The organism is Methylomonas koyamae (assembly GCF_019669905.1).
GTDB classification, from domain to species: domain Bacteria; phylum Pseudomonadota; class Gammaproteobacteria; order Methylococcales; family Methylomonadaceae; genus Methylomonas; species Methylomonas koyamae.
Genome location: NZ_AP019777.1, coordinates 2,495,537 through 2,514,952, shown reverse-complemented (window position 1 = coordinate 2,514,952; position 19,416 = coordinate 2,495,537). Strand labels below are relative to the sequence as shown.

Below are 19,416 nucleotides of genomic sequence, written 5' to 3'. Positions count from 1 at the left end.
CTTGGCAAACCCGGCGCTGATGCGGCATCCGTTTAGATCGCTTGTTTGATCCGGGCCAGCGCGTTTTCCAGATTCGCCATGCTGGTCGCGATCGAGATCCGGATGTGGCCGGGGCCGCCGAAGGCGGAGCCGGGTACCAGTGCCACGCCGGCTTTTTCGATCAGGTATTCGGCGAACTCCAGGTCGTCGTTAATGCCGTCCAGGCGGGCGAGCAGTTTTTCGACATTCGGGAACACGTAGAAGGTACCGTCGGTCGGCAAGCATTCGATGCCATCTATGCTGTTCAATTCGTTGACAACGAAGTCGTGGCGTTTTTTAAACTCGACCATCATCGTATCGATACAGCCTTGGTCGCCGTTCAAGGCTTCTTCGGCGGCGACTTGCGAAATCGAGGTCGGGTTGGAAGTGCTTTGCGACTGAATGATGCACATCGCCTCGATCAAATCGGCCGGGCCGGCGGCGTAACCGATACGCCAGCCGGTCATCGAGTAGGCTTTCGACACGCCGTTCAATACGATGGTGCGGCTGTAAAAATCGGGATGGGCGTTGAGGATGTTGACGAACTGGCCTTTGTTCCACAGGATCAGTTCGTACATGTCGTCGGTGGCGATCAGTACGTCGGGAAAGTCGCGCAACACGTCGCCCAGGGCTTTGAGTTCTTCTAAGCTGTAGGCGGCACCAGTCGGGTTGGACGGGCTGTTGATGACCAGCAGGCGGGTTTTCGGGGTAATCGCGCTACGCAATTGTTCCGGGCTGATTTTGAAACCTTGCGCCTGGCCGGTTTCCAAAATGACCGGCACGCCGTCGGCCAGCAACACCATGTCCGGATAAGACACCCAGTATGGTGCCGGGATAATGACTTCGTCGCCGGGGTTCAGCAGGGCCTGGGCCAGGTTGAAAAAACTTTGCTTGCCGCCGCAAGACACCAGAATCTGGTTGGCTTGGTAGTCCAGACCATTGTCGCGTTTGAACTTGGCGATGATGGCTTTCTTCAGGCCGGCAGTGCCGTCGACCGCGGTGTATTTAGTAAATCCGGAGTTAATCGCTTTAATCGCAGCGGTTTTGATGTGGTCTGGCGTATCGAAATCCGGTTCGCCGGCACCCAGGCCGATAATATCCTTACCGGCGGCGCGCATCGCGGCCGCTCTGGCGGTAATGGCCAGGGTAGGGGAGGGTTTAACCGCTTTAACTCTGTCGGACAGTGTGATGCTCATGATTCCTCGGTCGAAATTTTCTCAAATGGTCGGCATTATACGGCATAAGCCGGTCTTAGACATGGTGTTTTGCGGCCAACTGGTCGGCATAAGCCGTTAGCGCGGCTAAAATCGGATTGTCTTGGCCGTGGCTGGTTTTCAATGCGGAAATTTTGGCCCGAAACTGCGCCAAATCGATAAAGCCGGTCGTCTCCGTTGCCAGCCGGCCGCGGCAAAATGCCGACCATTGCTGCGCTTCCGCCTCGCTCAACGTGCCCGGATAATTTCTGGCCCGGTAGCGAAACAGCATTTCCGGCAGGCGCCAATCTTCGAATTCGGATTCGAAATCGGCCAAGCTATCGGCATCGGTTTGTCTCAGCCGGTAGCACAAAGCCTTGTCGTTCTGGCTGAAAAAGCCGCCGCTGTAGATCATCAGGTCCGGGTCGCTCGGCGGCGTGTCGTCGTAGCGCCGGCTGAAAACCTCGGCTAGTTTGGCATCCAGGGCCGGAGCCGCCTGGATTTGTTGCAAATGCCGGTAATGGACGGTCAAATCGAGCTGCAAACGCTCCAGGTCTGCCGGCTTCAATACCGACATCGGCGCCAGCACCGGGCATTTGTTGATATGTACCGTTTTCAAAGGAATCCGCTCCACGCCAGCCGGCAACGCATCGGTGGCAACGAACAAGCGTTGCCGAATCTCCTCGGCGGACAATTCCAACAAAGCTTGCGGGTCGTTTGCCAGATCGTAAACGATAACTTCGTTGGCATTGGCCGGATGCGGCGCTAGCGGCAACACCACCGCCAAGCAATGGTTGCGCGATGGCAAGCGTCCCGATATGTGCACCAACGGAGTGAAACTTCCCAATTGCAGTAGCTTTAACACTTGGCTCTTGTGGCGCTGGTTAAACAGGTATTCGAACAGCTTGGGTTGTTTTTGTTTGACCAGCTTGGCAATGGCGATTGTGGCATACACGTCCGATAAAGCGTCGTGGGCTGCGGCGTGCAGCAAGCCGTTGGCTTGGGTCAAGTCTTCCAGGCGGAAACTGGGCAGGCCGTCTTCCTTGTCGGGCCATACGATTCCTTCCGGACGCAAGGCTCGGGCGGCCCGAACCACGTCGATTAGATCCCAGCGCGAATTGCCGTTTTGCCATTCTCTGGCGTAGGGGTCGAAGAAGTTGCGGTAGAGCAGGTTGCGAGTGACTTCGTCGTCGAAGCGGATACTGTTATAGCCGACGCCGCAGGTGCCGGGTTCGGCCAATGCGTCGAATACGGTTTTGGCGAACTCCGCTTCGCATACGCCTTGCGCCATCGCCAGTTGCGGCGTGATACCGGTGATCAGACAAGCTTCCGGATGCGGCAGGTAATCGTCGGCGGGACGGCAGTACAGCATCGTCGGTTTGCCGACGACGTTGAAGTCGGTATCGGTGCGAATCCCGGCAAACTGGCACGGCCGGTCCCGCTGCGGATCGGCGCCGAAAGTTTCGTAGTCGTGCCAGAAAAAGGTAGTTGCGGTCATGAACGGAATGGGCAGGATGGAGGCCGGGAAAATTTCCGCAAACGCGCTTTTGCGGATACTGGCGGCGGAAAATTATTCTATAATCGCCCGCTCCATTTTATGTGACCTTCATAGGAAAGTGTTATGAAAAAAACCTCGCTGCTCGTTTCATCCGTTTTGCTGCTGTTCACCGGCTTAGCCAATGCGCACGGTCCCGTCAGAGCGAAAATGACCGCTACCGTGACCGTCGACGCTCCCGCGGCAAAGGTATGGGATTTGATCAAAAACTACGACGACATGTCCTGGCATCCCGGCATCAAAAGCGTGAAAGGCAGCGGTAGTAACGATAAAGGCGCGGTGCGCACTCTGACGTTGACTAACGGCGGCACCATCACCGAGGAATTGAAAGCCTACGATGCCGCTAAAATGAGCTACAAATATAAAATCACCGAAATGAGCAACACCGGCACCATCAAACACGCCGGCCAGGACGAGCCGTTGCCGGTATTGCCGGTCGGCAACTATGCGGCCGAATTGCAGGTCAGCGATAAAGGCGGCAAAACCGAAGTCGAGTGGGTTGCCACTTACTACCGCGCTTACGTCAACAATAACCCGCCGGCGGAATTGAACGAAGAAGCCGCCGACAAAGCGGTCAGCGACGTGTTGAAAACCGGTCTGGAAGCCCTGGCCAAAAAAGCCGGCTCCGCTGCCGCACACGTCGAAATCGATATCAAACGTTAATCGGTTTTATCCGTTCCCGGCCTCGCGCCGGGAACCTTTTCTCTCCCGCCCCGAACTCTTTCATGTCCCGACTCAGGTTTAAGGCTGTTTATTTATTTGCCATCGTAGCGCTTCCGGTTTACGCCAATCCGCGCGCATTTATCACCAACCAACTGGACAATTCGGTCTCGGTGATCGACACCCAAAGCCATCGCGTCATCGAAACGATCAAAGTCGAAGGCAAACCGGCCGGTGTGGCGATAAACCCGGTATTGCAACAAATTTACGTCAGCACGCCGGAAGGCGGCGGTTTTGCGGTGTTGGACAGCGACAAACTGACTAAGCTGCGTAACGTCAAAGTCGGCGGCGCATCTTTGGGCATCACCACCGACCGCAAAGGCCAACAAATTTTCGTCGCCGATTGGTACGAAAATTCGGTGGCCGTGTTCGACAGCAAGGATTTCGCCCGCTTGAAAACGATTACCGTGGGTAAGTCGCCTTCGGGCATGACCGTCAGTCCGGACAATCGCTGGCTTTACGTCGCCAACCGAATCGACGATTCCATTTCCCAAATCGATTTACGCAAATTGGCGATCCGCAACACCACCAAAGTCGGCGCGCATCCGTTCGGCATTACGGTGGATAGCCAAGGCAAGCGCCTGTATTCGGCGAATGTGGAAAGCGACGACGTCACGGTGTTGGATGCGCGCAGTCTTAAACGGCTGGCAACTATTAAAGTCGGCGCTCGGCCTTACGCGGTGGCACTGGCCAACAACGACGGTTTATTGTTCGTCACTAACCAGGACGACAGCACCGTGTCGGTAGTCGATACCGCCACCTTGAAACAAACGGCGGTGATTCCGGTCGGCGACAAGCCGGAAGGTATCAGTGCCCATCCGGACGACCGGCATATTTACGTCGCCAATTGGTTCGATAACAACGTCTCGGTGATCGACGCCAATACCTTAAAGGTGGTCGATACCATCAACACGGGGGAAGGCAGTCGCGCCTTCGGCGAGTTCATCGCGCGCTAATATCCGCCGGTATTTTGCAGGCGGCACCGCTCCGGTGGTAGACTGCGCGCCGGCTTTAAAACTCGTTGAGAACACTATGACTGAAAACGTCGAAGATTTAACTATTCGTTACGAAGACGGCGGCATCGAAACCGTCAAGGAATTGGACAAGAAAATCCTGAGTAAGGGCGCTTGGGCCACCGTGATTTTCCGTTACCAGGATTGGGAACCGGCAAAAAACCAGTACAGCCAGGACCGTTTTAGCATCCGCCGCTACCAAAAGCGCAACGGCGAATACCAACAAAAATCCAAATTCAACATCTCCAGCGAAAAACAGGCTCAGGAGCTGATCGAGGCCTTGCAAGGCTGGTTAGCAGACAAGTAAGTGAGCCTTCCGCTTAGCGGGGATTAGCTCCCGCTAATGCTTTAATCCACCCATTCGTAGATTTCGGTCAGCAGCGGGTCGCATTTGCAGCAACCGCCGCTACCGCAAGCACTGCCGGCCGCGCTTTGCTTAACCTTGCCCTTGCTGATCCATTTGCCCAACATTCCTCTCAAGGCGTCGGCGTCCATATGAAAATGCAATACCAAATCTTGCAGCGTAACCCGGCGTTTGTCTTGCAAATAGCCGCGTAAGTCCGACAATATCATGATGTTGCACTCCGGATTTGGCGGGCGCCGTAATGGCGCAACACCAGCAGCACGCAGGCAAACAGCAGCGTCAAGCCGGAAATCCAGACTAACGCCGTTTGCGGATGCCGGTTGAATGTCATGCCTTGGTAGAACAACGTCGCGGTCAGGTAAGCGAGGAATGTGGTCCAGCACACCACGAACAAGGCCCAACCGCCGCTGGTTTCCTTATAGATGGCCGCGGTCGCGGCAACGCACGGTGCGTAGAGCAGAATAAACAGCAGATAGGCAAAAGCGCCGACCCGGCCGTCGAAATGTGCCTGCATGACGGCAAACGTATCCAATTTGACTTGCTGTTTTTCCGCGGCGCTGGCTTGGTCGCCTACTGCGGCGATACCGAGGCCCAGCGGGTCTAGTAACTTGTCGGCGATCGCGATCAGATTGTCCGGCACGGTTTGGCAAGCTTCCAATAGCGCCGCGGATAAATCGAAGTTTTTTTCATCCGTTGCGGCATCGCTGGCGACCATCTGACTGTACAGCGCGTCCAGCGTGCCGACTACCGCTTCCTTGGCGAGTACGCCGGTAAAGATGCCGACGGTAGCCGGCCAATTATCGCGGGCGATGCCCATGGGTTGAAACGCCGGCGTCAATTGCCGGCCGATTTCGCTGAGCACCGATTTGTCGCTGTTTTCTTGACCGAAGCTGCCGTCGGTTCCGACCGAGTTCAGCACGTTCAATACCAATACCATCGGCACGATGACTTTGCCGGCATTGACGATGAAGGTCTTCAAACGCTCCCAGGTTTTCAAGTAAACCCCGCGCAGCGTCGGTAAGTGGTAGGCGGGCAATTCCATCAAAAAAGGAGTAGGGGAGCCGCGCAGCAAGGTGTAGCGCATGATCAGGCCGGTCAATACCGCCACGACAATTCCGAACAGATACAGGCCGAACACCAGATTCTGGCCGCCGACCGGAAAGAAAGCCGCGGCGAACAGGGCATACACCGGCAGGCGGGCACCGCAGGACATGAACGGATTCATCATATTGGTCAGAATCCGGTCGCGTTGGTTGTCCAACGTGCGCGTGGCGATGATGGCAGGGACGTTACAACCGAAGCCGACAATCATCGGCACGAAAGATTTACCCGGCAGACCGATCATGCACATGAAGCGGTCCATTACGAACGCAGCGCGCGACATGTATCCCGAATCTTCCAACATGGACAAGAAGATAAACAAAAAGCCGACGATCGGAATGAAAGTGGATACGACTTGTATGCCGCCGCCTATGCCGCTACTGGTAAGCACCACCAGCCAATCCGGCCAGCCCATTGCAGTCAGCCATTGGCTAAGGCCGTCCACCAGTAATGCGCCGACAGCTTTATCGAAAAAATCTACGAAGGCGCTGCCAACGTTGATCGTAAACATGAACATCGCGTACATCACCAGCAGAAATATCGGGATGCCCAGAAAGCGGTTAAGCACGATGGCGTCGATTTTATCGGTGGTGTTACGCGACACCTCGTTTAATTTGCATACCGAGGCTTGTACCAAACGGTTGACCAGTCCGTAGCGGGCGTCGGCGGCCAGAATGTCAATCTCGTCGCCAGTCTGATCTTCGATTTGGCGGCGCAAACGACTGGCTGTTTCGCTGAGTTCGGGGCCGGCGATCTGCTTGGCCAAGGTATCGTTTTCCAACAAGCGTAAAGCCAGCCAACGGCTATCGCTGCGGCAGGGCTCGGAGATGTCCGATAATAGCGGCTCAAGCTCAGCTACGGCCGCCTCGATTTCGGCTTGATAGGCAACTTGGAGTTGGGGAATCGGTTTGTCGAGGCACGCTTTGCTGATGACTTCGAGCAAATCCTTGATACCTTGTCCGGTCGCAGCGGTTACCGGCACGACCGGACAAGCCAATTGCTTAGCCAATAATTCGGTATCGATGTGGATCCCGCGCTTTTTTACGGCATCCATCATATTCAGGACCAGTATCATCGGGACTCGCATTTCGAGCAATTGCGAGGTCAGATAGAGATTGCGTTCGATGTTAGAAGCATCGACTATGTTGACGATTAGGTCGGCTTGGCGCGAGGCCACGTAATCGCGGGCGACTTTTTCGTCTAACGAAATGCTGTCGTCGTCGGCTTCCAGCGAATAAGTGCCGGGTAAATCGACAACGTTGATCTGTTTACCTTTATGAAAATATTCGCCGGTCTTTTGTTCGACCGTAACGCCCGGCCAGTTGCCGACATGCTGTTTGGAGCCTGTCAGCGCGTTAAACAACGTGGTTTTGCCGCAATTGGGGTTGCCGACCACTCCAACGGTAAATACTGCGGTACTCATACTTTTTCTACGAGCAGCACCGACGCTTCGTTTTTGCGGAGCGACAAGGAAAAGCCGCGAATCTTGATTTCAACCGGATCGCCCATCGGCGCAAAACGCGTAACGGTAAACTCGGTACCGGGCGTCAAGCCCATCGCCAACAGCTTTTTCCGATAAACCCCACCGGATTGATCGAACCCTACGATGCGGCCGGTATCGCCAGCCGCCAATGCTTTAAAGTTTGTCTGCATGTAGGCTAATTAATAATTGTTCTCATTAATAAGCACTATAACATATTGACAAATCGATACGGCAAATTTGCGTTATGCAAAGCATGTCATAGCAAACGATATTTCGCATAATGTATATTATGTTAAATTGCTAACGGGCATCCTAATTGCATTTTTTAGGATCCCTAAATTCTGGAGTCGAAACCATGACGCAAAAACGACGCGGCCGGCGGCCTCGAAGCCGGTTTTACTATACGCGGCAATATAAAGTTGGCATAAATCAAACACGCGCGGCGGACGTGCTGGGCGTTGATGTTGAACAGATCGAGCAATGGGATTGGGACGGCAACGACTTAGCCGAACGCTATTTGCTGTTATGGGATCGCAAGCATCTGTGCGGCGAATGGGCTGGATTTGTGTTCTCGCGTGGTCGGCTAGTTTATAAGCGGCGAATCTGGACTGCGGACGCATTGAAGCGAGAGCCGCGAGCCTGGTAACTGGCTAGCCGGGCCGGAGCTGGCCCGGTGTTCTCTATATTGTAAAAATGTGGTTCGCTTCGCTCCCTTATGATGACGGCGAGCTAACGTTCGCAACCGCTGCGCGGACCACTCCGCTAGCGCTCCGTTTTGCTCACCGCACGCCTACCCGACCCGAACGGCGCCTGGTGGCGCTATTACTCCAAAAGACCAAAGCTTCGATAAAAAACGACAAGCACGCCCAACGAGTGCTTGTCGTCGCCTTCCGGCTCCTCGGCTTACGCGCCGGAAAATTCATGAGCACGCCGAAAACACAGCGGCGGCGCTCTTTTTCGCGGGCAAACTATGATCGGTGTAGCGCCATATGCTAGCCGCCCTCCCAAAGTCCCGCCCTGTGTAGCACTGCCGGCTGCATTGGCTTGTTAGGTGGATGATTTGCAACTTATATGCCATCCCGCGCGGGCGTTGCCTGGCTATCGCTAGGCAACTGCGGGGAAACACGCTGTTTTTCGTAACGTTACGATATTAGCGACCGATAGCGGGCAACATCTTTTGACTCAAGCTTGGCCCCGTATCCATCCAGAACACCAGCTAACGCGGCGCGAAGGCGTTCGTTTTTGTCTATTTGCGTGTTGCGTTCGTTCTGAAATTTAGTGGCCAACGCCTTTTGCGCGGATAGCTTGCGGCCTTGCTCTTGTAGGATGGCGGCTACGTCGTTCTGATGTTCTGCGACGGTATCATAGTAACGTTTGCGCCACTGCTCAGCATCCGCGCCGGCGCGTTCCAGTTTTGCCTTTAGCTCTTCAACCTCCATTTGCCGCCGCTTAGCGTCCGCAGAAGCGACAGCCAACTCGACCAGAATCGCTTTAATGCGCGCGGCGTCATACGGCACCAGGTCACAATCGATAACAGACTCGACAACGCTTATTTCTTGCGTTTCGGCCTTTTTGGTAACGTTACCAGATTTAAGGCGCTGGCGGTATGCGCGTTGCTTTTCGGCGGGCGTCATGGCTTTGCCGGTAGATGGACGCCCCCTGCCCCGTTTGACTGGTTGGAACGGGTCGACGGTTTGGGTATCGGTTTGATCGATCATGGCGGCGGCTCCAACTGTGTTTCGTTGGAATTATAGTAACGCGTTACTTTTATTAAGTCAATGTTTTTGGTAACGTTACTGTAATTATTTTGCGTAACGCGTTACGCTATTTTGCTTTAGCTGGCGGCAAGGGTTGAGCAGGATCGGCACTGGCGATATTCATCAAAGCCGGCCTCAGCTCAATTTCTCGCAGATCGGTTGGCGGGGTTTTAGGCAGTTCGCCGTATTTGTGGCAGTTGCGGCGAATAATCAGGGTTTCGGAGTCGGAGGCGACGGCGCAGTTTTTCACTTGCGGCGCGGAGCAGCCAAGCCTTAGTTGCGTTCCGTCGGGTGCTAGCAGAGTAACGCTACAGACCGAGGCAATAGCCACCCTCACCCCGTCGAATGCCAACTGGCGGAAATCGACAGTCTTTAGGCCATCTTCGGAGTCGGCGACGAAGGCTAGCCGGCTGTGGTAGTGGTCGGCAAAGTCTTGGTAAGCGATTTGCAGCAGCTTGTAGCCTAGCTGATTAAAAAAACCAGGGTTTTGCTGGTGAGATACATCAGGAACAGCGCCAGCAGCAGCCGGGCCAACAGCTTTCGCCACACCAGTATTGCCAGGCCCAGCAGGCGGCCCAGGCACCACCGAAGCGGGCAGAGTGCTAGCCGGATCGGTTTTGCTTGCAGCAGGTTTAGCGCCAAACAGCGTAGACCAGAGCAGAGAACCGAGAGCCAGAACCAGCACAGCCATAACCGCCTTAAGTTTCGGATCGCCAAAGATGGATTGCCCTGCTTTGCTTTGCGTATGCTCGCCGGTCGCGGTGGATTGGTAACATTTAAAGATTCGTTCATCGGCTTTATATTTCCTTGGTGCGCCGACCAAATGAGTGGCGGCTTTGCCGTTGTTCTCGGCGTCGTGTTGAAACTCGTACCAGGAGTTATGCAGGCCCAGCAATTTGGCTAACCAGTCCGGCAGCTTGCCGGATAGCGATTTGTGCCGATACGCCACCTCGGCCACTTCGCGGATAAAGTCCTTTATCTTGTTGATGTTGGGCGTGGAGAGGTAAACATCCCATTGAAAATGGCGTTGCATATCGAAGGCGGTATCGACGTTTTCCGGGCGGTAGACGAAATAGCGTTCGCCGGTGTATTCGTCTTCAATTTCCACGGCCAGCTCTTGGACTTCGAAGCCTGGCGGCGCGATACGGGTATCGAGGTTTTCTTTTTTGAAGTCGCGCCGATCCGGGTAAATGCGTTGGGCTTCATCGATCAGCACCAAGGCCCGCAGCGGCACCCAATGAAACCACGACGCCATGTATAGCCGATGCTCGGCAATTTCGGTGTGCATGTAGATCAGCTCGGCCGATTCCGGAAATTTAATGTCTTCGAACTGGTCTTTGATCCGATCCAGCGAGGTAAAGCCGCGGATATTGGTCACAACCACCCTTCCCTCCTTTAAGGCGTCGATCGCTCGGCGCTGAACCAGGGTGAAGGACTTAAACGAGCCAGGCGGGCCGTGATGAATTGCCGTTGCCATTTTGGGTAACGCGTTACGAGAAACCGAGGAAGCGGAACACGAATTTAGTGGTCGCGGCGCTGAACACGATGTTCAAGGCTTCCGGCACCCGGAAGAAGGTCAACAGTTGCAACACCTGAGAATTTAACGAGTTCCAGGCGTTATTCAAGTGACTGCTGATATTGAGCGAGGTTATCAGCTCCTGGGCCACATCCCAGGAGAATTCGAGCGCGGCCAGTTTGGCCGACCACATGACCGCAACGGCCCATTTCACAAACCAGGCCGTAGCGGCAACGATCAAGTCATAGACCCCACCCGTGAAGAAATCGGACACGGTTTGCCCGAGTTCAACCACAGAATTAACGACATCGACGAAAACAGACATGGTAGCCCCTGCCCTTACCCCAATAGAAGCCAGATAGAAAAAACGGTGGCGGCGAAAATCAGTGTCATGCCAACGTAAGAGAGCGCAGTGGAATGGTTGTTTAAGCTCGATTGGATATGCTGGCCGTGAATAGTGCCAAAATCAAATTCGGGCAGTTCGTTATTGGCCGACGCGGTCAGGCTGAACAGGTTAGCCAGATCGGTTTTGACCTGTTGAAACTTGGCATCATAGGCGGCTTTGCTATCGGCGATAGCATCTTCGGCGACGGCATTATCGAAGCTCTTCAACGTTTTCGGCGTCAAGGTGTTGGCCGTGCCGGCCTTGAGGCTTTGCAACGTGGTTTCTTGGGCGCAGCTCGGGCAATCGAAGTTCGACGGGGCCTTGGTGGTCGCGGTGCCGTCGTTGGTGGTGCTAGTGGCAGTAGTTTCGGCACCGGTGGCGTTGTTATGGGCGACGCTGGTCATGGTGGTGGCGGTTTTCCAATCGACACCGATATCGCCGACGGTGGAGCCGCGCGGGCTTGGGGTTGCGGTAGTTTGCGCGGTGCGGGTGGTGGTTGTGGTGGAGCCGTCAGAGTTTGGCGTGGTTTCGGTGGCGACCACTTCGGCCGGCCCGGTCACTGGGCTGGCGGACACGGTCGCGGGTTGGGCTTTTGGCATTACATGGGTGCCAAAATCAATGTTTCCGGCTTTATTGGCGAGAATGTCGTTCATTTCGGCTACAAACAACTGATGGCTGGGCACGCTGGTGGCCTGTATTTTCGCCGATAAATCTGTTTCCGATGGGGTTACAGTCTCGGTAATATTCGACCAGGGGAAAGGTGCAATAAAGTAGCCGCGATAAGCACCGGTTTGATAATACATATTGACTTGAACGGCGCTAATAACCGTGCAATAACAAGGAGAAGACGCGGTACAGCCTGAAAAATTGCCATTGATATAAGCAGCACAACTAGAAGGAACATTAACCTGATTTATTGTGCCATCTGGATTCATTGAAATAGCGGTTGAGAGCGCAGCAAACAGAGCCATTGAGGCAAGGCCGGCCGGCGAAGCGCCGCGAATGATTTTGGCTGCACTGGCGGCGAGCGTAGCTCGCGGAACTGTAGTTGATATGGTCGCAGGTAGCGAGTTGGACGCGCCGAGACTGCTAAGCAGAGACGCGGTAACACCTTTACTCACTTGGGCGCCGGTGGCATTGCTCACCGCCGTGAAGCCAGACCACCAAGAAGGAGAACCGGTGGCGATGGTTGCGGGCATTACTACCGGAGCCGGAGCGCAAAACCCAGCAGACGGCAGCAGTAGCCCGGCGAATATTAATAGCAGTAGGAGAATGTTCGAGCGCATAGGCTTATTTGACGACAACGCTACCGACCACCGCCCCGGCCAGGAACGATATGACATATACAGAGGCTAGTATTGTTGTCGTCAGCATTGAATTACTTCCGCAGCAGGGAAACGACGATACCCAGACCGGTCAGAACGGCAACCATCACGATCCAGCCTTCGGCACCACCCTCGACCATGGTTTTACCGCTGGCAAAGGCGGTATCGACGGTTTCTGTAACGGTGGCGTTAGCCAGGCTGGCATAAAAAGAGGCAACGGTGGCTGCAACAACTGCATAAGCTTTTTTCATGAGTAATACTCCATTGGATAATTGGGCAAAGGCCCGGTTTTAGGTACGGCGCATAATCGATACGACCGTACCCGCTGAAAGCCCAAGCGCGAACGCTATGAGCGAATTGCCTAAGATGGTTTGGAAAAAATCGGCATCGAAGGCAAAGTACGTTGTAAATAAGGTTTCCAGTGAGGTCGGCCAGGCTTGCCAGACCCCGGCCGACGATTCGCACACCGCCTGGGTTAGCCCAGGCCATTCCGTGACGGTGTAGGCTTGGCCGGACAGTACGCAAACGTCGGTCATATCAACTAGGTGCTAGGCGAGGCGCTTGCGCTGTTGCCGGTGCGTTGATTCGTGGCCGATGCTGGCAACGGCCGGATATCAACGGCAAGGTCTTGGAACATGCCCTTACCGATGGCGACTTGTTCCGTGACCACGTCGCATTCAACATCGCCTTTGCTGAAATCGAGCTTGGAAAGCTTTTCAACGAGGAAGGGTTCGCCGCGAATCTCGATACCGGCATAGCCGCATTGGTTATCAGCGGCCCGCAGCCTTGCGCGGGTGTAGATGGTGGTGTAGTCGTAGCTGTTGCCGTTGAATTCGCCCTGCGAATGTTTCCAGCCCATTACTAATAAAGTACTCATAGCAGTATTGCCCCTTGGTTAAAAGTCAGTATGGTTTGTTGATGGATGAAATCGGTTTCATCCTGCCGTTCTTGAAAGCCAAGGACTTTAGAGAGCGACTTAGGCAGCTCTTCTTTGCCTTGGGTTAATCTTTCAAATGCGGTTTCGACGCCATACCATTCGGCCAAGGCCCAGATATAGCGGCCGAATTGGTGGCGGGTGACTTGCTCGGCTTTTTCCAACGTGCTTTCAGCTGTGCGCTTGAAGGTTTCAATTCGATTTTGTACCCGGTGCATGTTGGCTAAGGCGGGATAGGCGCCGGCCAGGTATTGACCGGGCCGAAGTAAGGCGTCGAACGGAATTACCCGGTCATCGGCTTTAAGTTCGAGTTCCACCCGAACCCAATTCGGAAATTTTTCGTGGAAGCCATTCGCCAGTTGTAGGCCTTTTTCGTAGATCCGCAGCAGCTTGCCGCTTTTGCGGTTGCCGATGTACAGCGTTCGGCCTTTGCCGTTGGGTTTAACCCAGTTGCCGGCCTGTTCGATGTTGGGCGCCCTGCCCCGATTGATAAATAAGCCGGCGTGATACATCGACAAGTAGTCGTCGAGACTGGTTTTGCTGTTGAAATTGTCGTTCGCCAGATCGAGGCGGGTTATCTTGGCCCCCGGTATCGATTGCAAAAAGGCGTAGAGCCTGGCTTCCCAGCCGGGTTGGGCAGTCATCAAGCCTTGCCCTTTAATGGTCACGGCGACAGTGTCATTCTGGCCGCCAATGCAGACCAGGCCGAGTTGATGATTGAGCAGAGTGCCAACGTCGAACGAGTGTTTATAGAAGTTCATCCCGCTTTCGCGTTGGTTCAGCACGCCATAGCCGAAGATCGAGAACAAATGCGCGGACAGGCATTGAACGTATTCGTAATCCGTAACCGCTTGATGGCCGGTTTTTAAATGCATCGGCATGGCTGCGGTTTTGAAAGTGAAATTCACCCAATCGATAAACGAGTGCTTTTCGGACTTGGATTTATCCGGCCGAGGTATCGCGATCACCTGAAACAGGCCACGCTTACCAACGGCAACAAACTGCAATTTTTCTTTGGCTTCCCAACTCGGCAGTTTGTCGCTAGTGGCTGCGTCCCCAGACTTTCCCCCCCTGTTAGTAATGGGGGGGCAGCCGCGCTCGCGCTCTTCGCTCCTCCTGGCGTCGTCGCTCATCGCTTCCGCGCGGCGGGCGTACTTTCTTGGAAAAATTGACGCCGTCATTTCCGCATGGCGGATACGGTCGGCCAGTGTCAGCTTGCGCGGCGGGCGTATTTTGTCTTGCAGCGATTGCGGCAGGTCTTCAAACGCTAAAAGTGAGTCGGTCATCCTTTGAACTCCCCAAAACTGACGCCAGACGGGTTGGATTCAATCGCAAGCTGCAAATCGACTTCGGGATTCCACCAAAGCATTCGAAGCAATTGTTCGTAAGTCTCGAAATAGTCTTCGAACTCCAACATAGTGGCGCTGGCGGCATAGACCGTGGCAGCGAATACCGAGAAATCGGAGGGTTTTAAGTCGTTGGGTTTGTTAGCCACGGCAGACCTCAGAACGGAAGCTCTTTAGAGCGATCAACGAGCACGACGCCAGCCCCATTACAGGCAGCGCAGCAATAAAGATTTAGCCAATCGTGGCCTTTGCCTTGGCAGATCGGGCACGGTTGGTATTGGACGGCGATTAGGATTTTCATAGATCAGCCCCTATGCCATCAGCGCGGCGAACATCCCACGACTGAACAGCCAGAGGCATAAGAGAATCGCCAAACCGAATAACCATGCGGACATCAAACGGTATCAATCGCATAGGACAGACCCCGCGACCAATAACGGACAAAACCAAAAATGGAGATTTAGCGAGGCTATGAAAAATGGCCCCCTGCCCTACAGCATCAACGGGACTATGGCAGGAGGCCGGGGCAGCGCCCGTTAATAAGAATCGGCCGCGCCGCTCAATCGCATAACGATCAGCGCCGGACCAATCGCCCACCGGAAGAAGGACCCGAGCAGGCTGGAATTGACGACGGGCATAACGAGTGCCACGAGCCAAATCTAGAAGATATAAAACAGTTTTTGTACTCGGCGCGGGCCGGGTATTGATTTGCGGTTTTTGCGCTGTAGTAGTCATCGGCTGCCCTCGATTTCACGTTAAAAACGTTCAGCATTGCTGAACCAGTTCAGACACAGTGAACCATTGTTTTTAACGCGCGTCAAGCGTAAAGTTCAGCAAGCGATAACCAACAAAAAAACAATGAAGCCAAAAAGAGGGAAAAGGGAAAATAATTCAATATATTACAACCCGAAGGAATTCAGATGGCGTGACAAATACAGGAACAAAAATCAGGAAATACCTAAAAAGATAACCGCCAAAAAAGCGAATAAAAAAAACAAAAACAAGAAAACAAAACTGATAACAATATTTTTAGGTTACCTGGTAATAATTACACTAATAGGCTGGATAGTCGGCCTACTCTTAAAAGGATAAAGCCATGAAAAGCATAAACGAATACATGGACGAACTGAAAGCGAAGACAGGCAGCGACTACGCAACGGCTAAAGCGCTAGACATACGAAAATCAGCCGTTTCTATGATAAGAAGCAGAGGAACAATAGCGGACGAAACCGCTATAAAAATTGCTGAAATACTAGAAAAAGACCCGGACGAAATACTTATAGCTGCCGCAATTGCAAGAAGCGATGGCGCAGTAAAAGCCGCCTGGCTTAGCCACGCGAAAAAAATAGGAATTGCCGCAAGCCTGGCATTCTTAACGGTGTCAAACGGGCCAGAGTCTAACGCCAACACCCTACGGCCAGATTTACCGGACCTCAAAAGTGTATATTATGTTAAATATGGTAATGGTAATGTTCCAACCGCGGATGCCGGCCAAAATCGAGCTTTTACAGAGCCACGCGCCTGGTAACTGGCTAGCCGGGCCAAGGCTGGCCCGGTGCTGGTTCTATATTGTAAAAATGTGGTTCGCTTCGCTCCCTTACGATGACGGCGAGCTTACGTTCGCAACCGCAAAGCGGACCGCAACACTGCGCTCCGCTTTGCGCCTAACCGACCGGAACGGCGCCTAGTGGCGCTATCACTTAATAAGGCTCAAGTTTCGATCGCCTTCCGGCTCCGGTGCATCGCGCCGGGTTCGGTCTCCCGCTGTGTCGGATTGTTCGAGGCGGCGCTTCATTCGGCGTTGAAAGTTATATTGGCCATAAAGACCTTTGCCGCCGGTCACAACAGCCCTTGCCTTCATTTAAGGCTGTTTCGGTCTGGTTAATGTGAGAATTTAGAGGATCGAAGGCTTTCCCGCGCGGGCAATCCGGCTGGCTGACGCTGGCCGGATTGCGAGCAAGTAAATATGCCAATCGCTTCGCCTTCACTTTCATTTCATTGGCGGCTTGTTGGCTAAGGCGAGCTTCTCATTTAAAGCATCGCGCTTTGCTTTCAGACGCGCAGGCTGGACAAAATAAAAATCAAAAAGCCCATCCAAAACATCAAGCGTCCATTCGGCTTCCCCAGGCTCCACTGGCAAAACCTCACCACTAGATGTTGCTTTAATAGGATGGGCCGCAAAGTTACCAATGTTTCTGATTGCATCTACAGCTTCAACAAGATGCGATGGCAATGTATTTGAAGAAATCAGCGCATCTATCTCTTTTGCCAAATCAGACTTTTTAATTCCAGCCTTTTCGCGAATCAAATGTTGTAGACAGCGTCGACTTAAAGCAGCACTGGCTTTAGGGCTATCTACTAGCACAGCCGCCGCTTCCCGATAGTCCGAACGAAATTCCTCAGGAACTTCCTTGGGCGGACTAGGCCGCATGCTTCCCCTAGGACGAACTAAATAACGGGATATTTCTGAACCTTTAATAGGATGTCCGTTTACGACGTATGAAGCGGACAAAATCAAATGAAGAACAAATCGCTCACATGCAGGGCAAGTTATTTTTTCAATATGCCAAAACCCATCAGAATCAGTCCCAACTCTTAAATCAATAATATCAGCGTGAATTTCTTTATGGCAGTGAGGACACTTCATGATTAATACAAAAGATTAAAAGTGATTGAAAGCGCCAATAGACTAACAACTGGCCAGCCCGGCATTTAATCAAATTGGACGATGGAGGGCAACGTGAATCGCCCCGGGAATCTCGGAGGCCATAGGTTGTGAGTCACGCTGCCATGACGGACTCGGGAAGTTGCCGATAATAGTTAGCCTCCGCTTCGGCTGGTGGGATATTACCAATCGATCCCAACAGCCGTCGATGATTAAACCAATCCACCCAAGTCAATGTAGCGAGTTCAACGGCTTCGCGGCTCTTCCAGGATTGCTTGTGAATCAGTTCGGTTTTGTACAAACCATTAATAGTTTCAGCCAAGGCATTGTCATAAGAGTCACCCACACTGCCTACCGAAGCTTCAACGCCGGCCTCGGCTAAACGCTCGGTATAGCGGATCGAAACGTACTGCACGCCTCGATCGCTATGGTGAATCAAGCCGCCATCGCGCTGGGGTTGCCGGTCATGAAGCGCCTGCTCCAGTGCGTCCAGCACAAAGTCGGTATGCGCCGATGACGATACCTTCCAACCGACGATGTAGCGGGCAAACACATCGATCACGAAGGCCACGTAAACGAAGCCCTGCCAGGTTTTGACATAGGTGAAGTCCGCCACCCACAAGGCATTCGGTCGTACGGCGCTGAACTGCCGATTCACCCGATCCAGAGGACACTCCGCGTTGGCATCGCTGAAGGTGGTCTTGATGGTTTTGCCACGCCTGACGCCTTTCAGCTCCAGGCTTCGCATGAGGCGTTCCACCGTACAACGGGCCACGGTTAAGCCCTCGCGTTTCAATTGAATCCAGACTTTACGCGCGCCGTAATTTTGGAAGCTATCATTCCAAACTCGACGAATTTGCTGACTGAGGGCCTCGTCCTGCTTGGCGCGATGCGACCGCAACTCAGGATTGGCTTTGCGCGCCGCATGCAGGTAATACGTCGATGGGGCAATCGGCAGAACTTTGCAGATTGGCTCGACCCCATAGCCATCGCGATGCTCGTCGATGAACGCTTTCATGGCTTGAACCGGCGGTCGAGCTCCGCCTGCGCAAAATACGCCGAGGCCTTACGCAGGATCTCGTTGGCCTGGCGTAACTCCCGGACTTCCCGCTCCAGCGCCTTGATGCGTTCCGCGCCATTGCCGGACACTTCTATGCTCGAGCTAGTGATCGGTTGTGTTTGCCTCAGCCAGCGACGTAACGTCTCCGCCGTGCAGCCAAACTTGGCCGAAATTGATTGGATAGCGGCCCATTCCGACGGGTATTCATCTTGATGCTCTCGCACCATGCGAACCGCTCGTTCTCGAATTTCCGATGAATAATGCTTGCTCGTTTTCTCGTTCATTGCTCCATTCTCTCAAAGGTTGGAGCCTCCGAGGAAACCAGGGCGATTCAACGTTTCAACAGACCCTACTCGAAGTCAAAGCAGACAAGCGCATAGATTGTTAGTGGTGGACGGGTAACGACATTGCCTCACCTGCATTAGCGATATTCATTAGGGCTGGCCTCAGCTCAATTTCTCGCAGATCGGCGGGCGGGGTTTTAGGCAGTTCGCCATATTTGTGGCGGATAATCAGGGTTTCGGAGTCGGAGGATACCGCGCAGTTTTTCACTTGCGGCGCGGAACAGCCAAGCCTTAGTTGGGTTCCGTCGGGTGCTAACAGCGTAACGCTACAGACGGAAGCAATAGCCACCCTCACCCCGTCGAATGCCAATTGCCGGAAATCGACAGTCTTTAGGCCATCCTCGGAGTCGGCAGCGAAGGCTAGCCGGCTGTGGTAGTGGTCGGCAAAGTCTTGGTAAGCGATTTGCAGCAGTTTGTAGCCTAGCTGATTAAAAAAACCAAGGTTTTGCTGGTGAGATACATCAGGAACAGCGCCAGCAGCTTTTGCTACACCAGTATTGCCAGGCCCAGCAGGCGGACCAGGCACCAGCGAAGCGCTAGCCGGATCGGTTTTGCTTGCAGCAGGTTTAGAGCCAAAGAGCGTGGACCAGAGCAAAGAACCAAGAGCCAGAACCAGCACAGCCTAACCGCCTTAAGT

Annotated in this window: 20 protein-coding genes and 1 other annotated feature; of the genes, 4 read left to right on the top strand and 16 right to left on the bottom strand. The window is 53.8% G+C overall.

Annotated features, from left to right (window positions below):
* Window positions 1-32: 32 nt before the first annotated feature.
* Together MKFW12EY_RS11350 and sbcB are read right to left on the bottom strand one after the other, a co-directional pair.
* Complete coding sequence (locus MKFW12EY_RS11350; RefSeq protein ID WP_064021692.1) at window positions 33-1,214, bottom strand: pyridoxal phosphate-dependent aminotransferase; 1,182 nt, start codon at window positions 1,212-1,214, stop codon at window positions 33-35.
* Between the two features lie 55 nt (window positions 1,215-1,269).
* Window positions 1,270-2,709 (bottom strand): exodeoxyribonuclease I, encoded by a 1,440-nt coding sequence (sbcB, locus tag MKFW12EY_RS11345; RefSeq protein ID WP_054760872.1) that lies wholly within the window; start codon window positions 2,707-2,709, stop codon window positions 1,270-1,272.
* A 123-nt stretch (window positions 2,710-2,832) separates the two neighbouring features.
* Here sbcB and MKFW12EY_RS11340 point away from each other — a divergent pair, with 123 nt between their 5' ends.
* The 3 genes from MKFW12EY_RS11340 (at window position 2,833) to MKFW12EY_RS11330 (ending at window position 4,806) form a co-directional block, all read left to right on the top strand.
* Complete coding sequence (locus MKFW12EY_RS11340; protein ID WP_054760874.1) at window positions 2,833-3,429, top strand: SRPBCC family protein; 597 nt, start codon at window positions 2,833-2,835, stop codon at window positions 3,427-3,429.
* A 62-nt stretch (window positions 3,430-3,491) separates the two neighbouring features.
* The gene (locus tag MKFW12EY_RS11335; protein WP_221053008.1) at window positions 3,492-4,442 is read left to right on the top strand and encodes a YncE family protein; all 951 of its coding nucleotides are present in this window, start codon (window positions 3,492-3,494) and stop codon (window positions 4,440-4,442) included.
* A 76-nt stretch (window positions 4,443-4,518) separates the two neighbouring features.
* Window positions 4,519-4,806: a hypothetical protein gene (locus MKFW12EY_RS11330; protein WP_054760876.1), complete on the top strand. Its 288-nt coding sequence runs from the start codon at window positions 4,519-4,521 to the stop codon at window positions 4,804-4,806.
* A gap of 41 nt (window positions 4,807-4,847) precedes the next feature.
* On the opposite strand, the gene MKFW12EY_RS11325 is transcribed toward MKFW12EY_RS11330, so the two are convergent.
* The 11 genes from MKFW12EY_RS11325 to MKFW12EY_RS11275 form a co-directional block, all read right to left on the bottom strand.
* Window positions 4,848-5,072, bottom strand: a complete 225-nt coding sequence (locus MKFW12EY_RS11325) for a FeoC-like transcriptional regulator (protein ID WP_054760878.1) — start codon at window positions 5,070-5,072, stop codon at window positions 4,848-4,850.
* Complete coding sequence (gene feoB / locus MKFW12EY_RS11320) at window positions 5,069-7,387, bottom strand: Fe(2+) transporter permease subunit FeoB (protein ID WP_054760880.1); 2,319 nt, start codon at window positions 7,385-7,387, stop codon at window positions 5,069-5,071. Before feoB ends, MKFW12EY_RS11325 begins: the two co-directional genes overlap by 4 nt.
* A complete protein-coding gene (locus tag MKFW12EY_RS11315; RefSeq protein WP_054760881.1) occupies window positions 7,384-7,617 on the bottom strand; it encodes a FeoA family protein in 234 nt (77 codons plus the stop codon). The genes feoB and MKFW12EY_RS11315 overlap by 4 nt, the downstream gene beginning before the upstream one ends.
* Window positions 7,618-8,589: 972 nt before the next feature.
* Entirely contained in the window at window positions 8,590-9,165 is a 576-nt protein-coding gene (locus tag MKFW12EY_RS11310; protein ID WP_221053007.1) for a hypothetical protein, read from the bottom strand.
* Window positions 9,166-9,271: 106 nt separating this feature from the next.
* Window positions 9,272-10,681, bottom strand: a complete 1,410-nt coding sequence (locus MKFW12EY_RS11305) for a zonular occludens toxin family protein (protein ID WP_082409763.1) — start codon at window positions 10,679-10,681, stop codon at window positions 9,272-9,274.
* A gap of 13 nt (window positions 10,682-10,694) precedes the next feature.
* Window positions 10,695-11,045 carry a DUF2523 family protein gene (locus tag MKFW12EY_RS11300; protein WP_054760887.1) on the bottom strand — a complete coding sequence of 117 codons (351 nt, stop codon included), beginning with the start codon at window positions 11,043-11,045 and terminating at the stop codon, window positions 10,695-10,697.
* 14 nt (window positions 11,046-11,059) lie between these two features.
* Entirely contained in the window at window positions 11,060-12,304 is a 1,245-nt protein-coding gene (locus tag MKFW12EY_RS11295) for a hypothetical protein (protein WP_221053006.1), read from the bottom strand.
* 179 nt (window positions 12,305-12,483) lie between these two features.
* Window positions 12,484-12,681, bottom strand: a complete 198-nt coding sequence (locus tag MKFW12EY_RS11290; protein ID WP_221053005.1) for a hypothetical protein — start codon at window positions 12,679-12,681, stop codon at window positions 12,484-12,486.
* A gap of 290 nt (window positions 12,682-12,971) precedes the next feature.
* Window positions 12,972-13,289 carry a hypothetical protein gene (locus MKFW12EY_RS11285; RefSeq protein ID WP_054760896.1) on the bottom strand — a complete coding sequence of 106 codons (318 nt, stop codon included), beginning with the start codon at window positions 13,287-13,289 and terminating at the stop codon, window positions 12,972-12,974.
* 14 nt (window positions 13,290-13,303) lie between these two features.
* Entirely contained in the window at window positions 13,304-14,650 is a 1,347-nt protein-coding gene (locus MKFW12EY_RS11280) for a replication initiation factor domain-containing protein (protein ID WP_221053004.1), read from the bottom strand.
* Window positions 14,647-14,859 (bottom strand): hypothetical protein, encoded by a 213-nt coding sequence (locus tag MKFW12EY_RS11275; protein WP_054760902.1) that lies wholly within the window; start codon window positions 14,857-14,859, stop codon window positions 14,647-14,649. Before MKFW12EY_RS11275 ends, MKFW12EY_RS11280 begins: the two co-directional genes overlap by 4 nt.
* 947 nt (window positions 14,860-15,806) lie before the next feature.
* Between MKFW12EY_RS11275 and MKFW12EY_RS11270 the strand changes: the two genes are divergently transcribed.
* The gene (locus tag MKFW12EY_RS11270; RefSeq protein WP_221053003.1) at window positions 15,807-16,238 is read left to right on the top strand and encodes a hypothetical protein; all 432 of its coding nucleotides are present in this window, start codon (window positions 15,807-15,809) and stop codon (window positions 16,236-16,238) included.
* 462 nt (window positions 16,239-16,700) lie between these two features.
* Here MKFW12EY_RS11270 and MKFW12EY_RS11265 read toward each other — a convergent pair whose 3' ends face one another.
* From MKFW12EY_RS11265 to MKFW12EY_RS11255, 3 genes are all read right to left on the bottom strand, one after another.
* Window positions 16,701-17,357, bottom strand: coding sequence for a DUF4145 domain-containing protein (locus tag MKFW12EY_RS11265; protein WP_221053002.1), 657 nt, complete (start codon window positions 17,355-17,357; stop codon window positions 16,701-16,703).
* A 133-nt stretch (window positions 17,358-17,490) separates the two neighbouring features.
* Window positions 17,491-18,719 (bottom strand): IS3 family transposase gene (locus tag MKFW12EY_RS11260; RefSeq protein ID WP_245006282.1). Its coding sequence is split into 2 segments (ribosomal slippage): window positions 17,491-18,428 and window positions 18,428-18,719, totalling 1,230 coding nucleotides; the frame shifts between segments, so codons are not numbered across the junction.
* Window positions 18,319-18,435, bottom strand: a sequence feature (AL1L pseudoknot). (Overlaps the previous gene by 117 nt.)
* A gap of 100 nt (window positions 18,720-18,819) precedes the next feature.
* The gene (locus tag MKFW12EY_RS11255; protein ID WP_221053000.1) at window positions 18,820-19,398 is read right to left on the bottom strand and encodes a hypothetical protein; all 579 of its coding nucleotides are present in this window, start codon (window positions 19,396-19,398) and stop codon (window positions 18,820-18,822) included.
* Window positions 19,399-19,416 lie beyond the last annotated feature (18 nt).

Coding starts and splice junctions, on each gene's coding strand:
- MKFW12EY_RS11295 (WP_221053006.1), bottom strand. CDS start 12,304: ATGCCCGCAACCATCGCCACCGGTTCTCCTTCTTGGTGGTCTGGCTTC.
- MKFW12EY_RS11350 (WP_064021692.1), bottom strand. CDS start 1,214: ATGAGCATCACACTGTCCGACAGAGTTAAAGCGGTTAAACCCTCCCCT.
- MKFW12EY_RS11285 (WP_054760896.1), bottom strand. CDS start 13,289: ATGGGCTGGAAACATTCGCAGGGCGAATTCAACGGCAACAGCTACGAC.
- MKFW12EY_RS11270 (WP_221053003.1), top strand. CDS start 15,807: ATGAAAAGCATAAACGAATACATGGACGAACTGAAAGCGAAGACAGGC.
- feoB (WP_054760880.1), bottom strand. CDS start 7,387: ATGAGTACCGCAGTATTTACCGTTGGAGTGGTCGGCAACCCCAATTGC.
- MKFW12EY_RS11335 (WP_221053008.1), top strand. CDS start 3,492: ATGTCCCGACTCAGGTTTAAGGCTGTTTATTTATTTGCCATCGTAGCG.
- MKFW12EY_RS11330 (WP_054760876.1), top strand. CDS start 4,519: ATGACTGAAAACGTCGAAGATTTAACTATTCGTTACGAAGACGGCGGC.
- MKFW12EY_RS11280 (WP_221053004.1), bottom strand. CDS start 14,650: ATGACCGACTCACTTTTAGCGTTTGAAGACCTGCCGCAATCGCTGCAA.
- MKFW12EY_RS11325 (WP_054760878.1), bottom strand. CDS start 5,072: ATGATATTGTCGGACTTACGCGGCTATTTGCAAGACAAACGCCGGGTT.
- sbcB (WP_054760872.1), bottom strand. CDS start 2,709: ATGACCGCAACTACCTTTTTCTGGCACGACTACGAAACTTTCGGCGCC.
- MKFW12EY_RS11300 (WP_054760887.1), bottom strand. CDS start 11,045: ATGTCTGTTTTCGTCGATGTCGTTAATTCTGTGGTTGAACTCGGGCAA.
- MKFW12EY_RS11290 (WP_221053005.1), bottom strand. CDS start 12,681: ATGAAAAAAGCTTATGCAGTTGTTGCAGCCACCGTTGCCTCTTTTTAT.
- MKFW12EY_RS11315 (WP_054760881.1), bottom strand. CDS start 7,617: ATGCAGACAAACTTTAAAGCATTGGCGGCTGGCGATACCGGCCGCATC.
- MKFW12EY_RS11340 (WP_054760874.1), top strand. CDS start 2,833: ATGAAAAAAACCTCGCTGCTCGTTTCATCCGTTTTGCTGCTGTTCACC.
- MKFW12EY_RS11310 (WP_221053007.1), bottom strand. CDS start 9,165: ATGATCGATCAAACCGATACCCAAACCGTCGACCCGTTCCAACCAGTC.
- MKFW12EY_RS11265 (WP_221053002.1), bottom strand. CDS start 17,357: ATGAAGTGTCCTCACTGCCATAAAGAAATTCACGCTGATATTATTGAT.
- MKFW12EY_RS11305 (WP_082409763.1), bottom strand. CDS start 10,681: ATGGCAACGGCAATTCATCACGGCCCGCCTGGCTCGTTTAAGTCCTTC.